The organism is Paenibacillus sp. J22P15, assembly GCF_056269345.1.
Window position 1 is genome coordinate 420,790 of record NZ_JBWDNT010000003.1, and the last position, 20,081, is coordinate 440,870.

General features: G+C 45.5%; 21 protein-coding genes and 1 other annotated feature. All 21 genes read left to right on the forward strand.

Going from position 1 to position 20,081, the window contains the following annotated elements; genetic code table 11:
- Nucleotides 1-22 precede the first annotated feature (22 nt).
- The 21 genes from AC0YN6_RS10280 (at nt 23) to AC0YN6_RS10380 (ending at nt 20,074) form a co-directional block, all read left to right on the forward strand.
- A complete protein-coding gene (locus tag AC0YN6_RS10280) occupies nt 23-1,408 on the forward strand; it encodes a bifunctional folylpolyglutamate synthase/dihydrofolate synthase (protein ID WP_475746685.1) in 1,386 nt (461 codons plus the stop codon).
- Nucleotides 1,409-1,415: 7 nt separating this feature from the next.
- On the forward strand, nt 1,416-2,810 hold the full coding sequence (murC, locus tag AC0YN6_RS10285; protein ID WP_475746686.1) for a UDP-N-acetylmuramate--L-alanine ligase: 1,395 nt from the start codon (nt 1,416-1,418) through the stop codon (nt 2,808-2,810).
- 1,438 nt (nt 2,811-4,248) lie between these two features.
- Entirely contained in the window at nt 4,249-5,667 is a 1,419-nt protein-coding gene (locus AC0YN6_RS10290) for an SPOR domain-containing protein (protein ID WP_475746687.1), read from the forward strand.
- Between the two features lie 62 nt (nt 5,668-5,729).
- A complete protein-coding gene (locus tag AC0YN6_RS10295) occupies nt 5,730-5,972 on the forward strand; it encodes a DUF4321 domain-containing protein (protein WP_475746688.1) in 243 nt (80 codons plus the stop codon).
- A 54-nt stretch (nt 5,973-6,026) separates the two neighbouring features.
- Nucleotides 6,027-6,656, forward strand: coding sequence for a Maf family protein (locus tag AC0YN6_RS10300; RefSeq protein ID WP_475746862.1), 630 nt, complete (start codon nt 6,027-6,029; stop codon nt 6,654-6,656).
- A gap of 93 nt (nt 6,657-6,749) precedes the next feature.
- Nucleotides 6,750-7,436: a RadC family protein gene (gene radC, locus AC0YN6_RS10305; protein ID WP_475746863.1), complete on the forward strand. Its 687-nt coding sequence runs from the start codon at nt 6,750-6,752 to the stop codon at nt 7,434-7,436.
- 39 nt (nt 7,437-7,475) lie between these two features.
- Entirely contained in the window at nt 7,476-8,507 is a 1,032-nt protein-coding gene (locus AC0YN6_RS10310) for a rod shape-determining protein (RefSeq protein ID WP_475746689.1), read from the forward strand.
- 57 nt (nt 8,508-8,564) lie between these two features.
- Nucleotides 8,565-9,428, forward strand: a complete 864-nt coding sequence (mreC, locus tag AC0YN6_RS10315) for a rod shape-determining protein MreC (protein ID WP_475746690.1) — start codon at nt 8,565-8,567, stop codon at nt 9,426-9,428.
- The gene (gene mreD / locus AC0YN6_RS10320; RefSeq protein WP_475746691.1) at nt 9,425-9,949 is read left to right on the forward strand and encodes a rod shape-determining protein MreD; all 525 of its coding nucleotides are present in this window, start codon (nt 9,425-9,427) and stop codon (nt 9,947-9,949) included. The genes mreC and mreD overlap by 4 nt, the downstream gene beginning before the upstream one ends.
- A gap of 65 nt (nt 9,950-10,014) precedes the next feature.
- Nucleotides 10,015-10,680, forward strand: coding sequence for a septum site-determining protein MinC (locus AC0YN6_RS10325; protein WP_475746692.1), 666 nt, complete (start codon nt 10,015-10,017; stop codon nt 10,678-10,680).
- Nucleotides 10,681-10,683: 3 nt separating this feature from the next.
- On the forward strand, nt 10,684-11,475 hold the full coding sequence (minD, locus tag AC0YN6_RS10330; protein ID WP_475746693.1) for a septum site-determining protein MinD: 792 nt from the start codon (nt 10,684-10,686) through the stop codon (nt 11,473-11,475).
- Nucleotides 11,476-11,482: 7 nt separating this feature from the next.
- Nucleotides 11,483-12,628 (forward strand): FtsW/RodA/SpoVE family cell cycle protein, encoded by a 1,146-nt coding sequence (locus tag AC0YN6_RS10335; protein WP_475746695.1) that lies wholly within the window; start codon nt 11,483-11,485, stop codon nt 12,626-12,628.
- A gap of 210 nt (nt 12,629-12,838) precedes the next feature.
- On the forward strand, nt 12,839-13,750 hold the full coding sequence (locus tag AC0YN6_RS10340) for a peptidoglycan DD-metalloendopeptidase family protein (RefSeq protein ID WP_475746696.1): 912 nt from the start codon (nt 12,839-12,841) through the stop codon (nt 13,748-13,750).
- Nucleotides 13,743-14,624 carry a M50 family metallopeptidase gene (locus tag AC0YN6_RS10345; RefSeq protein ID WP_475746697.1) on the forward strand — a complete coding sequence of 294 codons (882 nt, stop codon included), beginning with the start codon at nt 13,743-13,745 and terminating at the stop codon, nt 14,622-14,624. Before AC0YN6_RS10340 ends, AC0YN6_RS10345 begins: the two co-directional genes overlap by 8 nt.
- A 37-nt stretch (nt 14,625-14,661) precedes the next feature.
- Entirely contained in the window at nt 14,662-15,909 is a 1,248-nt protein-coding gene (locus AC0YN6_RS10350; RefSeq protein ID WP_475746698.1) for an Rne/Rng family ribonuclease, read from the forward strand.
- 82 nt (nt 15,910-15,991) lie between these two features.
- Nucleotides 15,992-16,080: a sequence feature (ribosomal protein L21 leader region), on the forward strand.
- 15 nt (nt 16,081-16,095) lie between these two features.
- Nucleotides 16,096-16,407 carry a 50S ribosomal protein L21 gene (gene rplU, locus AC0YN6_RS10355; RefSeq protein ID WP_475746699.1) on the forward strand — a complete coding sequence of 104 codons (312 nt, stop codon included), beginning with the start codon at nt 16,096-16,098 and terminating at the stop codon, nt 16,405-16,407.
- Nucleotides 16,408-16,418: 11 nt separating this feature from the next.
- The gene (locus AC0YN6_RS10360) at nt 16,419-16,757 is read left to right on the forward strand and encodes a ribosomal-processing cysteine protease Prp (protein WP_475746700.1); all 339 of its coding nucleotides are present in this window, start codon (nt 16,419-16,421) and stop codon (nt 16,755-16,757) included.
- 128 nt (nt 16,758-16,885) lie between these two features.
- Nucleotides 16,886-17,197, forward strand: coding sequence for a 50S ribosomal protein L27 (gene rpmA, locus AC0YN6_RS10365; protein ID WP_054027240.1), 312 nt, complete (start codon nt 16,886-16,888; stop codon nt 17,195-17,197).
- A gap of 231 nt (nt 17,198-17,428) precedes the next feature.
- The gene (locus AC0YN6_RS10370) at nt 17,429-18,166 is read left to right on the forward strand and encodes a Spo0B domain-containing protein (RefSeq protein ID WP_475746701.1); all 738 of its coding nucleotides are present in this window, start codon (nt 17,429-17,431) and stop codon (nt 18,164-18,166) included.
- 13 nt (nt 18,167-18,179) lie between these two features.
- On the forward strand, nt 18,180-19,505 hold the full coding sequence (gene obgE, locus AC0YN6_RS10375; protein WP_475746702.1) for a GTPase ObgE: 1,326 nt from the start codon (nt 18,180-18,182) through the stop codon (nt 19,503-19,505).
- Between the two features lie 131 nt (nt 19,506-19,636).
- Nucleotides 19,637-20,074, forward strand: a complete 438-nt coding sequence (locus AC0YN6_RS10380; protein WP_475746703.1) for an ACT domain-containing protein — start codon at nt 19,637-19,639, stop codon at nt 20,072-20,074.
- The last annotated feature ends 7 nt before the right edge of the window (nt 20,075-20,081 follow it).

Here is a 20,081-nt window from a genome sequence, read left to right on the forward strand (position 1 = left end):
AAAACGGAAGAAGGAAGATTGAATGACGAATCAACAAATAGAGCAGCGGCCTGCAGGGCCGCTGCAATCCTACCATGAAGCGGTGAATTGGATTACTGAGCTCATTCCTTTCGGTATTCGCCCAGGGCTTGAGCGGATTGAAAAGCTGATGGAAATGTTGGGAAATCCGCATCGCAGACTAAAGTTTATTCATATTGCTGGGACGAATGGTAAAGGATCAACATGTGCTTATTTAACCAGCGTTTTGCTGCGCAGCGGATATGATGTAGGTACGTTTACTTCACCCTATATAACAAAATTCACGAATCGTTTTCAATATAACGGCGTCGATATCGAAGAAGAGACACTACTTAGGCTTGCCAACGAGCTGAAGCCTCATGTTGAGGAGCTTGCTTTGACTGAGCTAGGCTCACCAACAATGTTTGAGGTATCTACAGCGTTAGCCATTCTTTTTTATGCTAAAGTTACTTATCCTGATTATGTGGTGTGGGAGACAGGACTTGGCGGAAGACTTGATGTGACGAATATCGTACTACCGGTTGTTACGGTGATTACGAATATTGGACATGATCATATGGATCGGCTGGGCGATACGATTGCTGCTGTTGCGAGCGAAAAGGCGGGCATTATTAAAGCAGGCATTCCAGTCGTCAGTGCGGTTGCACAGCCAGAAGCCATTGAGGTTATCAAACAGGTTGCTGCTGAGAAGAAAAGCACGCTTTATTTGCTAGGTGAACAGTTCCATGAAACGGCGTTGTCGGTTCGTGAGGATGAACAAACATTCCGCTTTGATAATTTATTCCGCAGCATTGAGCCTTTAACGATATCGCTTAACGGCGCACATCAACGGACTAACGCAGCTGTTGCTGTCATGACTCTTGAGGTGCTCCGCCAATACAATGCGCTTGTTGTTGAGGACGAGATTCTAGCGGAAGGGCTGCAGAAAGCTGCATGGCCTGGCCGTCTTGAGATGGTGTCGCAGCAGCCTCGTATTTTGATCGATGGCGCACACAATCCAGAAGGTGCAGAATCACTCGCGGACGCTTTAAAAAATACGTATAAGTATGATCGTTTACATCTTATGATGGGTATGCTGGAGAATAAGAATCATCAGGATGTTCTTAAGCATATACTGCCAATAGTGGATACGCTTATTGTGACCGAGCCTGATTTTCGGATGAAAAAAGATGCTCCAGCTTTGGCTGATTTGATACGTGAAATGCGTCAGCAACAGCCAGATAAATACGCTTTCGAGCTTGTAGTTGAACAGAACTGGCAAGCAGCATTACAAAAACTACAACAGTTAACCGGGGAAACAGATCTAGGAGTCGTGACAGGCACGCTTTATTTAATTGCTGACGTTCGCTCCCGTATTTTGTATGACTCGGATTCTGAAAAAGGTTGGTGAACCGTCTTTGAATACGGCAGAACACGTTCATTTCATCGGAATCGGCGGTTACGGAATGAGTGCCATTGCCCGCGTAATGCTGGAAATGGGCTATAAGGTGACTGGATCCGATGTAGCACGTCAAGAATTAACAGAGAAGCTTGCAGCAAATGGTGCCAGCATTTATATCGGACATCAGCCGGAGCATGTGAAGGGTGCGGATCTGGTCGTTTACTCCACTGCGCTATCTAAGGATAACGTAGAGCGTAAAGCAGCAGAGGATCTTAACATTCCTGTTTTGCACAGATCACAAATGCTGGCTAGATTGATGAATGCAGGCAAAGGAATCGCGGTAGCCGGCGCTCATGGCAAGACGACAACATCTTCCATGATCGCACTTGTTATGGAGTCATGTGATGCAGATCCAACCTATATTATCGGTGGCGAAATCGTTAATGTAGGCACAAACGCAAAAGCAGGCAAAGGCGAGTACGTCGTAGCGGAAGCGGACGAGAGCGATGGCTCATTCCTCCACTATCACCCTACGCTAGCTATCGTGACGAATATAGAGCCGGATCATCTTGAAAATTATGATGGCGATTTCGGCAAGCTGAAGGCTGCCTATGTACAGTTTTTGCAGCAGGTGAAAGAGGACGGAAAGGCAATAGTATGCGCGGATGACGAGACGGTTAACGAGCTGATACCGCAAGTATATAATGGAAATATTCATTCATCGCAGCTGGTGACTTATGGCATTGACAGCGATGCAGACTATAAAGCTGAGAACATCGTGCTCGGCGACCGTAAGGTATCCTTTACGATGATGCATAAAGGTGCATTGCTTGGAGAAGTGGAGCTATCTGTTCCAGGACTTCATAATGTGTACAATGCCATGGCAACTGTTATTACTTGTCTTGAAGCAGGCTTGTCCTTTGATAAGGTTGCTGTTGCTATTAAATCCTTTATAGGCGCAAAACGCCGCTTTCAGGTGCTTGGGGAAGTTAACGATATTTTGGTCATTGACGACTATGCCCATCATCCGACGGAGATCAGAGCAACGATCAGCGCTGCCAAAGCGACAGGTAAACGCATTATTGCAGTGTTTCAGCCGCAGCGTTATACGCGGACGTTTTTCTTATTCGAACAATTCAGCCGCGCATTCCCTGAGGCTGACGAGGTAATCATTACCGATATTTACTCGCCAGCGGGCGAGCTTCAAATCGAGGGTGTGACATCTCGCAAGCTAGTAGAGCTGATTCAGAGTAACAGCAATGCGAACACCGAGTATATTCCAACCAAGGAAGAAGTGCTTGTATACTTGACTGAACGGGTCGCACCTGGCGATCTTGTTATCACAATGGGAGCAGGCGACATTTGGAAGGTAGCGGATTCGTTAGCCAAATCGTTGAAAACAAACCAGTAAGCAGCTAATGCCCGGCGGTTCCATCGTGGAATCACCGGGCATTTTGTAGTTTCTACGTTGTAGAAAGTGCAACAGAAACCTGACATGGTACTCGGCATAGGCTGCTACATTGCAGAAATGCATTAGAAATAGTCCTCAAAGAGCGATATGAGGTTAAACGAGCTAATTCTACTGCAGAAACTACAACGTAGAGCGATTGAGGCTGGTGTGAAGGTGATTCTGTTGTAGAAACTGCAACGTAGCAAAGTAAATAAGTTACTGGTCCTGGGAGGTGAGTTGCAGCATACGAGCTCAGGCATTCTCCCACACCTACTCTACATAAAAAGTAACAAGTCCTCTATAGCCACCTTTTAATTAATCTAACACAACTTTACGCGTGCCCCTAAACTAATTAAGCCGTACAAGCTTCCAGCGTGTCCCGTAGGGACAAAGCGCTCCAACACCACATTAGCTAACGAACGACTGTAGAATGCATACGTTAGTCCAATTGTGGGAGTCCAGAGGGTGCAACCTTAGCTGAAGTTCGCATTTTGTAGTTTCTACGTTGTAGAAAGTGCAACAGAAACCTGACATGGTACTGGGCATAGGCTGCTACATTGCAGAAATGCATTAGAAATAGTCCTCAAAGAGCGATATGAGGTTAAACGAGCTAATTCTGCTGCAGAAACTACAACGTAGAGCGATTGAGGCTGGTGTGAAGGTGATTCTGTTGTAGAAACTGCAACGTAGCAAAGTAAATAAGTTACTTGTCTTGGGAGGTGCAGTTGCAGCATACGAGTTCAGGCTTTCTCCCACACCTACTCTACATAAAAAGTAACAAGTCCTCTATAGCCACCTTATAAATAATCCAACTCGACTTTACGCACGCCCCAAAACTAATTAAGCCTCACAAGCTTCCAGCGTGTCCCGTAGGGATACAGCGCTCCAATACCACATTAGCTTACGAACGACTGTAGAATGCATACGTTAGTCCAATTGTGGGAGTCCAGAGGGTGCAGCCTTAGCTGAAGTTCGCATTATGTAGTTTCTACGTTGTAGAAAGTGCAACAGAAACCTGACATGGTACTCGGCATAGGGTGCTACATTGCAGAAATGCATTAGAAATAGTCCTCAAAGAGCGATTGAGGCTGGTGTGAAGGTGATTCTGTTGTAGAAACTGCAACGTAGTAAAGTAAATAAGCCTCACAAGCTTCCAGCGTGTCCCGTAGGGATACAGCGCTCCAACACCAAATTAGCTTACAAACGACTGTAAAATGCATACGTTAGTCCAATTGTGGGAGTCCAGAGGGCGCAGCCCTTGGGGCCCTCCCTTGGAAGGGAGGGTTTGGGCGGGTTCGAAAGGTTTTGACAAAGTGTTGGTCCTTTTAAAGCCTCGGGTCTAAATCTCGTAAAAGTCTCATAGATTAATACTAGATGAAAGGGACAAGGAGTGAATGAAATGACTCAGAAAAATCGTATTACCTATCGATTTGATCGTAATGGACATGGACAGTCCGTTAATGAAGTAAGCCTTACCAATGATAAAGATCTAGAGGCTCAAAATACTAATGAAGCCTCTTCTAGTAGTTCAAATAATCATGTAAATAAATCGAGCTCAAAAAATGTTATTCCCTTATATCCCTCTGTCGATCAGCATGCAGTTAGTGAGGTGAGCCCTTGGAACAGCCCGTTTCAAGAGGATATTGGCGCGTTGGAACAGCTTATTAGAAATGCAGATGCTAAGCCGACACCTTCAGCAACGATTCAATCGATATCTCCTAAGGAAAAGATAAAGAGCACGAAGCCGAATATGATGGATTTTCCACTTGAGCAACATGAAAGTGAAAAGGAAAATGAGGAGAGCTACTTCGAAATTGATGAGGTGAAGGAGCCGATACTGGCTTATGAGGAAGTATTTGTAGATGATGAAACTAGTAGAAATAGAAAACATTACTCACGATCGAAGCGCAAAACAGGAGCACCTTCTTGGTTTAATGTGTTTTTGTCTGTGACGGCCGCTCTTGCTACTGGAGCGTTGTTTGGTTATTTATTATTGACGTTATTTACTGGGGCAAGCATATGGCCGGAAGGAGCAGGCGCTAAGCCTGATACGCAGCCTGTGATCGGGGGAGTATCCACGGGTCAGGCTGAGAATGGGGCGAACACGAATGTAAGCGAAGGCAACCAAGTTGTGGAAAATGACAAAAATGCCAACACTGCCACAAAACCTGATCCTAATATTGCGACGGTTGAACTAAGTGGTTTGGATCGCAGCTATTATATGCTGCAATTCGGAGTATTCAGCAATACGGAGGGCAAGGATGCCGCAATGGCACAACTAGCCGGGAAGGGTCTTGCCGGCGCTTCAATGACAAGTGCTGCGGATTATCGTGTTTACGTGGGCATGGGAAGTGAACGTAGTGAGGCACAAGTCATTCGCGAGCTGATGCCGAGTATAGATCTTTACATTAAGGAAGTAAGCATAGTGAACCCAGGGGAAATACCATTCAAAGGTGATCAAAAGACGGCACAAACGTTCTTCGAGCAGACGGCAGCACTCGTCCAAATGTTGGATGATTTAACAGTGACTCAACTGGAACAGCCGTCGTTATCGGCACTAAGCAATGTTGCAGCGGATTCATGGAAAGCTGAGCATCAAAAATGGACAGAAAACGCAGCAGCGCTGCGAATAGGTATAGTAGATGCGGATGGAAAAGCTTATGTAGATAAAATCATACAAGCGATGAATACGGCTGCAAAAACGATGGTCGAGTATGATAAGAAGCCTTCGAAAGCACATTTATGGTCGACTCAAGCGGAAATTATGAAAGTGATTATCACGCAAAAAGAGTGGTTTGAGAAGATCAGCGCATTGTAAACGAATAGGTTCATGCGTATAATAAGTATTAGGTGTCATTTCATGGCGAGAGGCGTTGAAATATGAAGAAAAACGGCTGGATTCTTCTCATTTTTATCATACTTGGCTTGTTAGCCGGTGCTCTAGTAGCACGATGGCTGACTCCAGTTCCAGGCATCTCTTTTTTGACGAACCCGATCGAAACAACATGGACTCCTGCTATCGATCTATATGTGCTGAGCTTCAGCTTATCGCTGCATCTTCAATTTAGCTTGTTTAGCTTAATTGGTGCGATTATTGCGATATGGTTGTACCGCAAAATGTAGAGCAGCGGACATTTGCCCATGAAGGAAAGTAAGAAGGAGCGCAGCATTCAATTTATGGAATATAAAAAATTACGCAACGAAGCGATTAGCCAGATCGTACTGGCCTCTTCGTCACCGCGCCGGAAGGAACTGGTCGCATCGCTGGACCTTTCTTTGCCGGTTTATATTTTGTCTACTGATACGGATGAAACGATTGAAGCAGGCTGGTCACCATCGCAAGTAGTGGAGGAGCTCAGCCTGCGTAAAGCAAGAGCAGCGATACCTTTGCTGCAACAAAAACAGGAGGTTTCATCGTCATTAATTATTGGCGCGGACACAATTGTGGTGCTTGATGGCGATGTGCTTGGCAAGCCTGTAGATGACGAAGAAGCAAAGGCTATGCTGGGACGGCTTCAAGGTCGTGCTCATGAGGTGTATTCAGGTGTTGCTTGTGTTCACTCCTCAAGTGGGGAAGCATTAGTAGCCCATCGTATGACGAAGGTGATTATGAAACCTCTTAGTGAAAATCAAATTGCTAGGTACGTTGCTACCGGCGAGCCGCGAGACAAAGCGGGCTCATACGGTATTCAAGGACTAGGATCGACGATTGTGGAACAAATTGACGGTTGTTATTTTAATGTCGTTGGATTACCATTATCGCTGCTCTCGGATATGCTCGCTGCCTATGACATTTCTGTTTTTTAGACTGGAGTTTTAATGATTTCGATCGGATTTTTTTTCATGAATGTGGCAGTATATGAATAATCCATTTTTTCGAAGAGGTGGGATTGGGACATGATGCCGCAACCAATGAATTTGCGTGATGTCCCCCATGAAGAACGTCCAAGAGAGCGCATGATGAAATATGGGGCAGAAGCACTAAGCCATACCGAATTGCTAGCGATACTGTTGCGTACAGGTACGAATCGGCAATCCGCCGTACACTTGGCAGGCACAGTACTAAAACAATGCGGCAGCTTGCGCAACTTGATGGATATGAGCATGGAAGAACTAACGGCCATTCGAGGAATCGGTCCTGCTAAGGCGATTCAGCTTCGTGCTGGCATTGAACTGGGGAGAAGAATTACCCGCAGTCAATTTGGCGAGACGATAATCGTACGCAAGCCGCAGGATGCTGCAGATTATGTGATGGAAGAGCTCCGTTATTTGAAGAAGGAGCATTTCGTTTGTTTATTTTTAAACACTAAAAATCATATTATTGCCCGGGAAACCTTATCTGTCGGTACGCTCAATGCGTCGCTTGTTCACCCTCGAGAAGTATTTCGTGCAGCTATTTCGCGTAACAGCGCATCTATCATTTGTGTTCACAATCACCCAAGCGGCGATCCTATGCCAAGCCCGGAAGACATTGCGTTAACGGGACGTCTAGCGGAAGCTGGGCAGCTAGTTGGAATAGAAGTGCTTGACCATTTGGTTATCGGAGACGGAAGATACGTAAGTTTGAAGGAACAAGGTCATATGTAATATAATAAAGTGATGTGGCAATTAGAAGGGAGCAACAACATGTTAGGTGGTTTTTCGAAAGATTTGGGTATAGATTTAGGGACAGCGAATACGCTCGTATTCGTTAAAGGCAAAGGAATTGTGGTAAGGGAGCCTTCGGTGGTGGCCCTTCGTACCGATACAAAAACAATAGAAGCAGTAGGCGAGCAGGCTAAAAAAATGATCGGCAGAACACCGGGCAACATTCGTGCTATTCGTCCTATGAAGGATGGCGTTATCGCTGACTTCGAAACGACAGCAACAATGATCAAATATTTCATTCGTCAAGCACAAAAGCAGCGCTCTTTATTTCCTCGTCATCCAAACGTAATGGTTTGTGTACCTTCTGGTATTACAGCAGTTGAGAAACGTGCTGTTGAGGATGCTACGAAGCAAGCTGGAGCACGTGAAGCCTATACGATTGAAGAGCCGTTTGCAGCAGCAATTGGCGCTGATTTGCCGGTATGGGAGCCGACAGGCAGCATGGTTGTTGATATTGGTGGAGGAACGACAGAGGTCGCTGTAATTTCATTAGGGGGCATTGTTACGGCAAGGTCCATTCGTGTAGGCGGCGATGAGATGGACGAGGCGGTAATTCAGTATATTAAGCGACAATACAACCTTATGATCGGTGAGAGAACATCCGAGCAGTTGAAGATGGAGATTGGATCGGCGCTTCCTTTGGATCGTCCTGAAAAAATTGAAATTCGCGGACGTGACCTCGTTTCGGGCTTGCCAAAAACACTTGCGATCACTTCGGATGAAATTACAGAAGCATTAACAGATACAGTTAATGCGATTGTTGACGCAGTTAAAGTAACGTTGGAGAAATGCCCGCCAGAGCTGTCAGCAGATATTATGGATCGGGGTATCGTACTCACAGGCGGAGGCGCACTGCTTCGCAACTTGGACAAGCTGCTGCAAAGAGAAACTGGCATGCCGGTTATTGTTGCAGATAATCCTCTTGATTGCGTTGCGATCGGCACAGGCCGTTCACTCGATAACATTCATTTATTTAAAGCAAGAAGCTCAGCATCTCGTTCGAGACGCTAAATAAGATCCGATGGGGAACGGATATGAAATGGGCAGGTGGTCGAGCTGTTTAAGCTAATGCGAAATAAGCGCATGTTTATGCTTATGATCGGATTTATTTTGTTCATAGCGGTCATCGGCTTCTCGCTAAGCGATCGCAAGGAATTAACATGGCCGGAAAAATTTCTGAAGGATTCGGCAGCATACGTGCAGCAATGGTTCTACAAGCCCGCTGGTTATATAGCGGGCTTCTTCGAGGATATTGGAAATCTGCGTACGATTTATGAAGAGAATGAGCAGTTGAGAATCACTGCAGCCGCCTATTCACGTGATAAAATCACATACAACTTCCTAAAGAAAGAGAATGAGCGTCTGAAGGAAGATCTTAAGTTCACACAGCGGCAAAAGGACATGTATGAATATAATTATTTGATCGCGCAGGTCGTGTCCATCAGCAATGATGCAAACAACCGGACAATGACGATTAACCTAGGTTCGAAAAATGGGGTTAAACCGAATATGGCGGTTACAACCGTCGATGGATTGATCGGCTTAGTAAGCTCGGTAACTCCTTTTACAGCAGCGATTACACCGATTACGGAGCTTGACGAAGCATCGCCAACGTTCAACTCCATTGCTGTAACGATCATGGGACGCGAGAACCAGTCTTTCGGCATTTTGAGCAGTTACAACGAAGAAACATCGAGGCTTATTATGACGAAAATCGCAGAAGACGATAAAATGGACTATCAGGATACGGTTATTACATCGGGGCTAGGCGGTATTTATCCAAGAGGTCTCGTTGTGGGAACGGTTGAAAACAAACAGCTTGGCGATTTCGGGCTTACTTATACAGCATCGGTGAAGCTTGCGGCCAGCTTTGAGCATTTGACAGAGGTGTTCGTTGTTCAGGTGCCTGAGTTGGGGGATGCCGAGAAATGAGATTGAACCGAATCATCCTGCTCATGTTTCTATTGTTTATCGTTGAGGGAGCAGTGATGCCGTGGATCATTCCTGCAGGCCTCGGTTACCGAATCATTCCTCACTTCGTATTTGTAATGGTCATATACTCAGGACTTTATAGCAGAAGGCATCTAGCACTGATGCTTGGTATAGGATTCGGATTACTTCAGGATGTTGTGTACTTTGGCCATTTGTTAGGCATTAATGCTTTTATAATGGGTTTAATGGGCTATTTTACGGGTGTCCTGCTAGAGCATCGCCGTTCAACGATTATGATGGCTATTTCAGTTATTGGTTTTGCTTGCCTCTTATATGATAGCGTCATATATTTTATTTACAGAGTTTTTCGCATTACGAATGAAAGCTTTGCATGGGCACTAATTGATCATATCCTTCCTAGTTTATTTCTACAGCTGGCATTTGCACTTGCGTGTTACGTACCGGCAAGAAAATGGTTTGAAGGGCAGACAAAAGTGAAAGCAGAGAAGGATGAGGAATAAAATATTGCTGCAGGCAGGATTCTGCAAGGCTTAGCAAGAATTCATTAGGTTGGGGAGGGACGAACGTGACCGATAAGCAGCATATTATTATAAAGGGTGTTAAGGAAGGTCTCGTGTTCCTTCTCGACGATAAATGTGAATTTGCGACGCTTCTAGATGAATTGCAATACAAGCTTGAGAAGACGCATCAGCAGTTGCTCACAGGTCCACTCGTTCACGTTCAGGTGAAGCTAGGATCAAGGCAAGTATCTGATGATGATAAAGATCGCATCAAAAACGTGATACGATCACAAGGAAACCTAATGGTTCAATCTGTTGAGTCCGAAGCGACTAAGATCGATTCTCAGTTAGGACAGCAACCTAATCTGCAAGTGCTCACGTCTATTATACGCTCAGGTCAAACCTATGAGCATGATGGAGATTTACTTTTAATCGGCGATTTGAATCCAGGCGGTACTTTAATGTGTACAGGCGATATTTATGTGCTCGGAGCATTGCGCGGCACTGCACATGCAGGGATTGGCGGGCGTACTGACGTGATTATAGCGACATCTCTCATGCGGCCAACTCAGCTTCGCATTGCGGATATAATCAGCAGACCGCCAGAGGAATGGATGACCGGCGATGCCTCTATGGAGTTCGCCTTCTTAAACGAAGGCAGAATGCAAATTGATAAGCTAGCGCAATTATTCCGCATACGGCATAATCCTATAATGTTTAAAGGGGTGTAAAGCATGGGAGAATCGATTGTTGTAACATCAGGTAAGGGCGGCGTTGGTAAAACGACTACCTCGGCGAACCTGGGAACCGCGCTAGCTTTGCTTGGTAAGAAGGTATGCATGGTTGATACAGATATCGGACTTCGCAATCTAGACGTGGTCATGGGACTGGAAAATCGAATCATCTATGATTTGGTTGATGTTGCCGAGGGCCGCTGCCGCTTAAATCAAGCACTCGTTAAGGATAAGCGGTTTGAGGAGCTGTACATGCTTCCTGCCGCACAGACGAAGGACAAGGATTCCATTTCCCCTGAACAGGTTCGAAATATGATTCTAGAGCTTAAGAAAGAGCATGACTATGTTATTATCGATTGCCCTGCCGGGATCGAGCATGGATTCCGCAATGCAATTGCAGGAGCGGATCGGGCTATCGTCATTACAACACCGGAAAATGCGGCGGTGCGTGATGCCGATCGTGTAATTGGTTTGCTGGAGCAAGAGAAAATTCCGAGTAAGCTTATCATCAACCGTATTCGTCAAAATATGATGAAAAACGGTGAAATGCTAGATATCGATGAAATCTGTCAAGTACTGGCTGTTGATCTCATCGGGATCGTTCCCGATGATGAGAAAGTTATTTCTGCCGCAAACAGCGGAGAGCCGACGGTCATGAATCCGGCTTCACGTGCCGCAATCGCCTACCGAAACATTGCGCGCCGTATACTCGGCGACATGGTTCCTCTCATGCTGCTGGATGAGAAGGCGGGGGCGTTCAAACGTTTCCGTAAGTTCCTTGGAATAGGATGATTACGTCTTGCTGAATAAATTAAAAAAGTTGGATTGGGGAATTTTGATTATTTTAGTATTCCTCATGATTATTAGTACTCTAGTTATCCATAGTGCAACTGCGAATTTCCCGAAATATGCAGGATCAGATATTAAACAACTCAAATATTACGGATTAGGTTTTTTCGTTGCTATTGCTGCCACCTTATTTGATTACCGTATTGTGCTTAAGAGCTGGCATGTCCTCTATGGCATCGGGGTGACACTGTTAATCCTAGTTTATTTTTTTGGTGCGGTGATCAATGGCGCTAGAGGATGGTTTCAGTTTGGAAGCTTCTCGTTTCAGCCTGCGGAAATGGTCAAGATCATACTCATAATAGGGATCGCGTATCTTATGGGACGTCGACAGGGGGACCGGTTGACGTTCTCACGAGACTTGCTTCCGATTGCAGCATTCTCGTTTATACCATTCTTGCTTGTCATGATTCAGCCTGATCTCGGCAATGCGATTATCTATCTCGTTATCGTGTTAGGGATGTTATGGATTGGGAATGTAAAATACTCTCATGTCATTGCAGGTCTAACGACTGTAGTTGTGGGTTTAATTTTATTTGTTACTTTGTTCAATACATTTAACCAACAAATTTTCACCTTTTTGGACGACAACGAAATGGGGCACTGGTATAAAAGGATTAACACGTTCATTAATCCTGAGACAGCCTCGGCTGATGACAGTCATCAATCGGAAAACGCGCAAATTGCGATTGGCTCCGGCGGCTTAAGCGGAGACGGTTATTTGCAGGGCGATATGAAAAATGGCGGCTTCGTTCCTTATCCGTATTCAGACTCGGTCTTCGTCGTCATCGGAGAGGAATTCGGCTTTCAGGGTGCGGCGATTCTACTGCTTCTGTACTTTCTGCTTATTTATCGAATGATTATTATTGCTTTTAAATGTTATGATTTGCGAGCCTCGTATATTGTTATTGGAATTGTATCGATGTACGTGTTCCAGGTTTTTCAAAACATTGGAATGATGATTGGGATTATGCCGATAACGGGAATTACATTACCTTTTATCAGTTACGGAGGCACATCTCTACTGCTCAATATGCTGTCAATTGGACTCGTATTTAGCATAAAAGCGCATCAAGAAAAATATGAGATGGCTGATTGAGATTAAGCCATGTTAGGAAGCTGCTTCTGAGTCGGATGACATCCGCCCGGGGGCGGCTTTTTTTTTGAGCAAATAGACGAAAAGGTTACTACAATACATGAAAGCATTGTATTTGCAGCAATAGTGCTCGCATACTTGTCTCACTCCCCACATATTCTTGTACAAAGGAACAAGCTGTCGTAAGAACGATGGGGGCGGGGGGAAGCTGAGATGCTTATTAAGGATAATGGGAAACAGCGTAAACAGCTAAATAATCGGAATGATGAGGATCGACATTCTAAAGCAGCGCAAGTGGAGGACATGTATTCAGACCCTCGCATGACTTATACGCACGAATATTTTGATGAGGAAGAAGAACTTGATCCAGAGATCGTATGGAAAGCAAACCCTAATCCTTGGGCGAGTTGGGACGAGGACAAAGGGGTTATGGATAAAAAAAGTTATGTGAAAGGGCCTTCTCTTTCGAATAGTAATGATCCGAGCTCAAGGAATGGTAAAAATAATCATTATTTTCGCAGAGAGCTGAAATGGAAGCTGGCAATCGCTTTATTGTTGTTTGGAGCAGTATGGGCGTTGTTTCGCTATGACACGGAATATACGCGTATGGGACAAGCGCTCGTTAAGCAGGCGCTTACGGATGAGATCGATTTTGCAGCAGCTGCTGCGTGGTATAAGGATGCATTTGCCGGTGCACCTTCCTTTATTCCTATTTTTGAGAATAATTCCGATGCGACTGTAGGTGTGGACGGAACAGTAAAGCTACCACTCGTGACGCCGCTCGAAGGGGGAGCTATGGTAAGAACCTTCGCGGAGCTGCTGAACGGAATAGAGCTTGCTGGAGCCTCAGAAGCAGAAGTCGTCGCTGCTGAGACGGGACGCGTGCTGGTATCGTCTGATCAGAATGAGCAAGGCTCAACGATTGTTATTCAGCATGTTAATCAACGAGTTACCGTCTATGGGATGCTTGGGAAAACAAAGGTTAAAGTAAATGATTGGGTTGAAGCAGGGGATTCTATTGGCAACCTGTTGAAATCAGAAGATACGCAGCCAAGCTTGCTTTATTTTGCCGTAAAACAAAATGATTTGTATATCGATCCAGTGGGCGTGATACCGATTGATTAAATGGAAAGGGATCATATGGTCGGTCCATCCGCTGTTTGTTATCATTATGCTTGGATCGGTCATGACGGGCTATTTCGCCGAGCTATTTACTTTATTTTTACTCGTCCTTGTTCACGAAATCGGTCATGTGCTGGTAGCGCTAGGTTATGGCTGGACGATACGGGAAGTAAAGCTGCTTCCCTTCGGTGGAGTGGTGGAGGTGGAGGAAGCTGGCAGCATACCTGCAAAAGAGGAAGCCGTTGTAGCCATTGCGGGTCCTCTCCAAAACGTATGGATGGGACTAGCTGCTTGGGGCTGTGGACAGCTGGGGTTATGGGACCCCGAGTGGGCGGCATATGTGTGGAAGGCAAATTTGATGATCGGATTGTTTAATCTATTGCCGATTCACCCGCTTGATGGGGGGAAGCTTCTGCAGGCTGCTTTAAGCTATACTGTTAATTATTATAAAATGCTTATATGGTCAGCGCGTATCAGCTTATTATTCAGTGTGCTTATGATTATTGTCTCGCTATTACCGTGGCTTGTTTATAAGGACGGCATACAGCTAAATCTGTTGATCGTCGGCATTTTCCTCGTGATGACGAATTGGACATATTACCGAAATGTTCCGTTTTTGTTTTATCGTTTTTTGATGTATCGCGATCGAATTTATTTGCAAGCGCAGATGCTTGGTCAAATCGCAAGCCCAATTATCGTTAGCAGCAAACAGTCCATACTTTCCGTAGCAAGACTCTTTCAAAGGGAACGATATCATTTAATTTATATGGTTGAGGCTCAAAGCAAGGAAGTGAAAGTGCTCCCTGAACAGATAATTATTGAAGACTGTTTGTCTGAAAACAATCCCAATCGTGCAGTGTCGGAACTTTTCAGTTAAAATAGATGAAAAGCGTACGGGCAGGTGATATTCAGGAATGAAGCAAATGTTGATGCACGTAAATGGGGAAATGCTGCAAACTGCAGTGCTGGAAAACGGACGCCTAGTTGAATTTTTTATGGAAAAATCGAAAGCAAGCAGTTTGGTTGGCAATGTTTATAAAGGCCGTGTCGTGAACGTTCTGCCTGGCATGCAAGCAGCATTCGTTGACGTCGGACTAACCAAAAATGCTTTTTTGTATATTGATGAGCTGCTCCACCCGCATTTGGAAAAACAGCCAGCAGAAAAGCCGCTCATACAGGATATTGTCAAACCAGGTCAGGAATTACTCGTACAAATCATGAAAGAGCCGCTGGGCGGTAAAGGTGCTCGTGTGACCACGCACTTCTCTCTGCCTGGTCGATGGCTCGTTTATATGCCGAATGCCGATTACATCGGGGTTTCCAAAAAAATAAGTACGGAAAGCGAACGAACACGTCTGCGCAATATAGGTGAAAAGCTGCGGGAGATGGAGGAAGGAATTATCCTTCGAACGGCTGCTGGAGCGGAGAGTGAACATTCTTTGCATGCGGATGTGGCTGGTTTGCGAGAGATTTGGCGGGGAATCATAGAGCGAAGCGAAGAGGCGAGTTCACCTAGCGAACTGCACCGAGAGGCGGGACTTATGAGGCGAGCCGTTCGTGATACGTTAACGACCGACATGGATGAAATTTGGGTAGACAACGCTGCAAGATTTGAGGAAGCATCAGTACTGGTAGAGGAAATGACCCCTAAACTGCGAGAGCGGCTAAAGCTCTTCGAACCGAAGCAAGGTATATCTTTATTTGATACACACCGGGTAACAGAGCAGGTAACGAAGGCATTTGAGCGCAAAATCCCACTTATTTGCGGAGGTCATCTCATTTGGGAAGAGACCGAAGCACTGACAGTTATTGATGTGAATACAGGCAGATTTATTGGCACATCTGGTCTTGAGGACACCGTATTTCGCACGAATATGGAAGCAGCAGACGAGATCGCGAGATTGCTTAGAGTTAGAGATGTAGGCGGCATTATTATTATTGATTTTATTGATATGGAACTGGACCTTCATCGGGAGCAGGTTATGCAGAGGCTTGTTGATAAGGCACGCGGCGATCAAACGAAATGTACGATTTTGGGTTGGACGAAGCTTGGATTAATTGAATTGACTCGTAAAAAAGCTCGTGAGAATGCCGTCAATCAGTTGACAGCACGCTGTGAGTGCTGTGGCGCGCACATCAAACGTAACGAGATGCATAAATAGTTTTAAATTTCTGCTTAGATGAATTGATATAGCTTGCATAGTATGGTACAATCTTTGGGTGTGTGTCTCGTACCTCATGGAATGGGACGTACAAGTACCGCTCCGATTGGGTAAATAAGTGTTCAGGCGTAAGCTGTGAGCCACCTGAATTAGGCGAGTCTTCGAAAATAAGGAGGTGCACCAACAATGTTCGCAATTATCGTAACTGGCGGCAAGCAATACAAAGTTCAGGAAGGCGATGTTATCTACATCGAAAAACTGGATTCTGAAGCAGGCGAAAGCGTAACGTTTGATCGTGTTTTGGCGGTTTCTAAAGGTGACGGTCTTGTAACTGGAACTCCGGTTGTTTCCGGCGCTACAGTAACAGGCAAAATCGAGAAACAAGGCAAAGGCCAAAAAATCATCGTTTACAAATACAAAGCCAAAAAGAACTATCGTCGTAAGCAAGGTCATCGTCAACCGTTCACAAAAGTAACAATCGAGAAAATCCAAGCGTAAGAGGAATTTCTATGATAACTGTTACCTTTGTACGAAGAGCCGCTGACAGACGTATCGTATCTTTTGCGGTCGAAGGACATGCTAAATATGCGAAGCTCGGCAAAGATATCGTTTGTGCGGGTGTATCAGCCATTTCGGTTGGTACCGTTAACGCGATTGAAGCTCTAGCGGGAGAGGAGCTTCCTGTTAAGATGAAGAACGGCTGGCTATCGTCGGATATTCCGACGCTCGCAGACGAGGCTTCAGATGGCCGGATGCAGCTGCTGCTGGAATCGATGGCGGTTATGCTTGACACTATTGCAAAATCATACGGCAAGCATGTCGTTATTCATGAACTTCTTAATGCGTAAGCGTTCAGAGTAGGTTTGTTTCACAAACCTTAAGTTCATGCTTACGGAGCAGGTTTGCTCCACAAACCTTAAGCTTATGCTTACGGGGTAGGTTTGCTCCACAAACCTTTAAGAAGGAGGGAATAACTATGTTGAAACTGAATCTTCAGCTCTTCGCTTCGAAGAAAGGTGTAGGTTCCACTAGAAACGGACGTGACTCACAGTCGAAGCGCCTTGGCGCTAAACGTGCTGATGGTCAAACCGTATCAGCTGGAAGCATTTTGTTTCGCCAACGCGGAACAAAAATTCACCCAGGTACTAACGTAGGCATCGGGAAAGACGATACGCTTTATGCAAAAGTAGAAGGCGTAGTGAAGTTCGAACGTTGGGGACGCGACCGCAAAAAAGTGAGCGTGTATCCAGCAGTTCTTGCTCCGGTAGCTGCAGCAGTAGAAGCTTAATACAACCTTATATATGCAACAAGCCCCGGCCTGCATCGCTTGGCCGGGTTTTTTTATTTCATGGCTGATGACCGTAGGACAGTCGCATGATATACTGGATAAGCAAGCAAAAATGCCTTCGGTGTCTCTGGACGATGAAGTAGCTTTGACGGGGAATATAAGCCGTTTATAAGGAAATTAACGTATAAATGCTTATATTTTCGGGAAATACGATGAAAGTAGGTTTAATCAATGGGACGCTTAACAAAGGCGAAATATTACGTGGCAGCAACAATCGTATTGCCAGCTGCGGCTGTATTTATTTGGCCCAATCAAGTGTGGTTAACTGCTGTCTTTCTCGTTTGGCTTATAGCTGTTGCGACTTACTGGATACGAACGGAAAGAAAAGAGCACGCAGAGCAGACTGCACGGACGATTCTCTCGTTGCAAAATTCTGCAATACGAACTCTCAATCATCATCGTCATGACTGGATGAACGACCTGCAAGTCGTGTTTGGTTATATTAGGCTCAAAAAGCTGGATAAAGCGGTCGAGTTTGTGGAGAAAATAAGTGATCGGATGGCTGTGGAGAGTAGTGTATCCAAGCTGGGTGTTCCATCTCTGATTAGTTATATCCAATCGTTTCGTACGATATCGAATTCGCTGGAATTGCAAGTAGTCATTAAAGGCGATATACATTTAAACGAAATAACGGCAGAAGCCGATCAAATAGCCGAAACGCTCATTCATACGATTAACGCATATCGGTTTGCGGCGAAGCCTGGCTATGGTGATGCTGCTGTTCTTACGCTGGAGCTATCGCTGGATGAGGATGCACTGTATGCAGCCTTCTATTATGATGGCGAACTAATGAATGAACAGCAATGGAAGCAAAAAATACAACAGCATTTGGTAGGCGCGCCAATGCAGCCGATCAACTTCGAGCAACCGTATGCAAAGGTGTTGCTGAGGGCGGAAATGCGCGCATGAACGGGGGCACAGCATGTTTGTCGATAAAGCGAAGATATTTGTAAAAGGCGGCGACGGAGGCGATGGTATCGTTTCTTTTCGCCGTGAGAAGTATGTCGAGCAGGGCGGTCCTGCAGGCGGAGACGGCGGCCGTGGCGGAGACTTGATTTTTCAAGTTGACGAAGGGCTTCGTACGCTAATGGACTTCCGCTATCAGAAGCATTTCAAGGCTGATCGCGGTGAGCGCGGTAAAGTTAAAAGCATGCACGGAGCGGGCGCTGAGGATACGATCGTTCGCATTCCGCCTGGCACCGTAATCATTGATGACGATACGCAGGAAATTATTGCGGATATGACCCGTCATGGTCAAAAAATCGTTATTGCAAAAGGCGGACGAGGCGGTCGAGGCAATATTCGCTTCGCTACCCAAAACAATCCAGCTCCATATATTTCGGAGAATGGTGAAGAAGGGCAAGAGCGCTGGGTTGTGCTTGAGCTTAAAGTAATGGCTGATGTGGGCTTGGTTGGTTTTCCTAGTGTAGGCAAATCGACTTTGCTATCTGTCGTTTCTGGAGCAAAGCCTAAGATTGGTGCTTATCATTTCACGACGATTACGCCAAATCTCGGCGTCGTAGACGTCGGCGACAGCCGCAGCTTTGTTATGGCTGACTTGCCAGGGCTAATCGAAGGAGCGCATGAGGGAGTAGGTCTCGGTCATGAGTTTCTTCGTCACGTCGAGCGGACTAGAGTTATCGTTCATGTCGTCGATATGTCTGCTTCGGAAGGACGCGATCCTTTCGAGGATTGGGTGAAGATCAACGAAGAGCTTGTACTCTATAATGAGAAGCTCGCGGATCGTCCGCAAATTATTGCAGCTAACAAAATGGACATGCCAGATTCTGCGGAGCAGCTTGAATTGTTCAAGCAGCAGCTAGCAGAAGTAAGCGGTGATCGTCATTATGAGATTTTGCCAATCTCCTCGCTAACGAAACAAGGCGTGCAGGAACTTCTGTATAAAGCAGCGGACGTTCTTGATACGGTTTCTGAGGAAGTAGAAATCGCAGATGTGAAAGATGTTGCTGAACGGAAAGTTTATACGTATGAGAAGCGCCAAGAAACGACATTCACGATCCATAAGGAAGATGAAGTGTTCGTTATCGTGAGCGAAGGTATTAGTAATTACATGAAACGAATGAATTTGACTTCCTATGATGCTGTCATGCGCTTTGCGCGTACGATGCGTAAAATGGGTGTTGATGCCGAGCTTCGGAAGATGGGAGCAAAAGACGGCGACATGGTTCAAATCGGCGATTTTGCTTTTGAATTCTTCGAGGGCAGCGACTATAATCCGAATGGCTAGACCACTCGCACATATTAAGAAATGAGGACGGCGAAAGCCGTCTTTTCTTATTTTGCCTATTGCTCCGAGCTTTAAATTTCGATATAATGTCCACTATAGGTGAACAATTGTCTTTTTGAGGAGGACGTATAGTGACGAAACGCTATTATGCCGTTCGAGAGGATATTTTACCGGAAGCGATTATGAAGACGATACAAGTGAAGGAAATGCTTGGCCGCGGTGATGCAGCAACCGTACATGAAGCGGTTGAACGCGTTGGACTTAGCCGAAGCGCTTTTTATAAGTATAAAGATGGCATCTATGCACTTAATGAGCTTGAACGAGAACGTATTGCGACGATTTCCATGGATTTGGAGCATCGCTCAGGCGTGCTCTCGAATGTGCTCAGCATGGTAGCGAGCTTGGATGGAAATGTTCTGACGATGAATCAGACGATTCCTCTCCAAGGCTTCGCAAATGTCGTCATTTCGGTCGATATTTCACAGCTTTCCGGGGAACTGTCATCGCTGGTCGAAATGCTTCGCAGTCAAGCTGGCGTGCGTAAGGCTTTGGTCATCGGACAAGGATAACGGAATT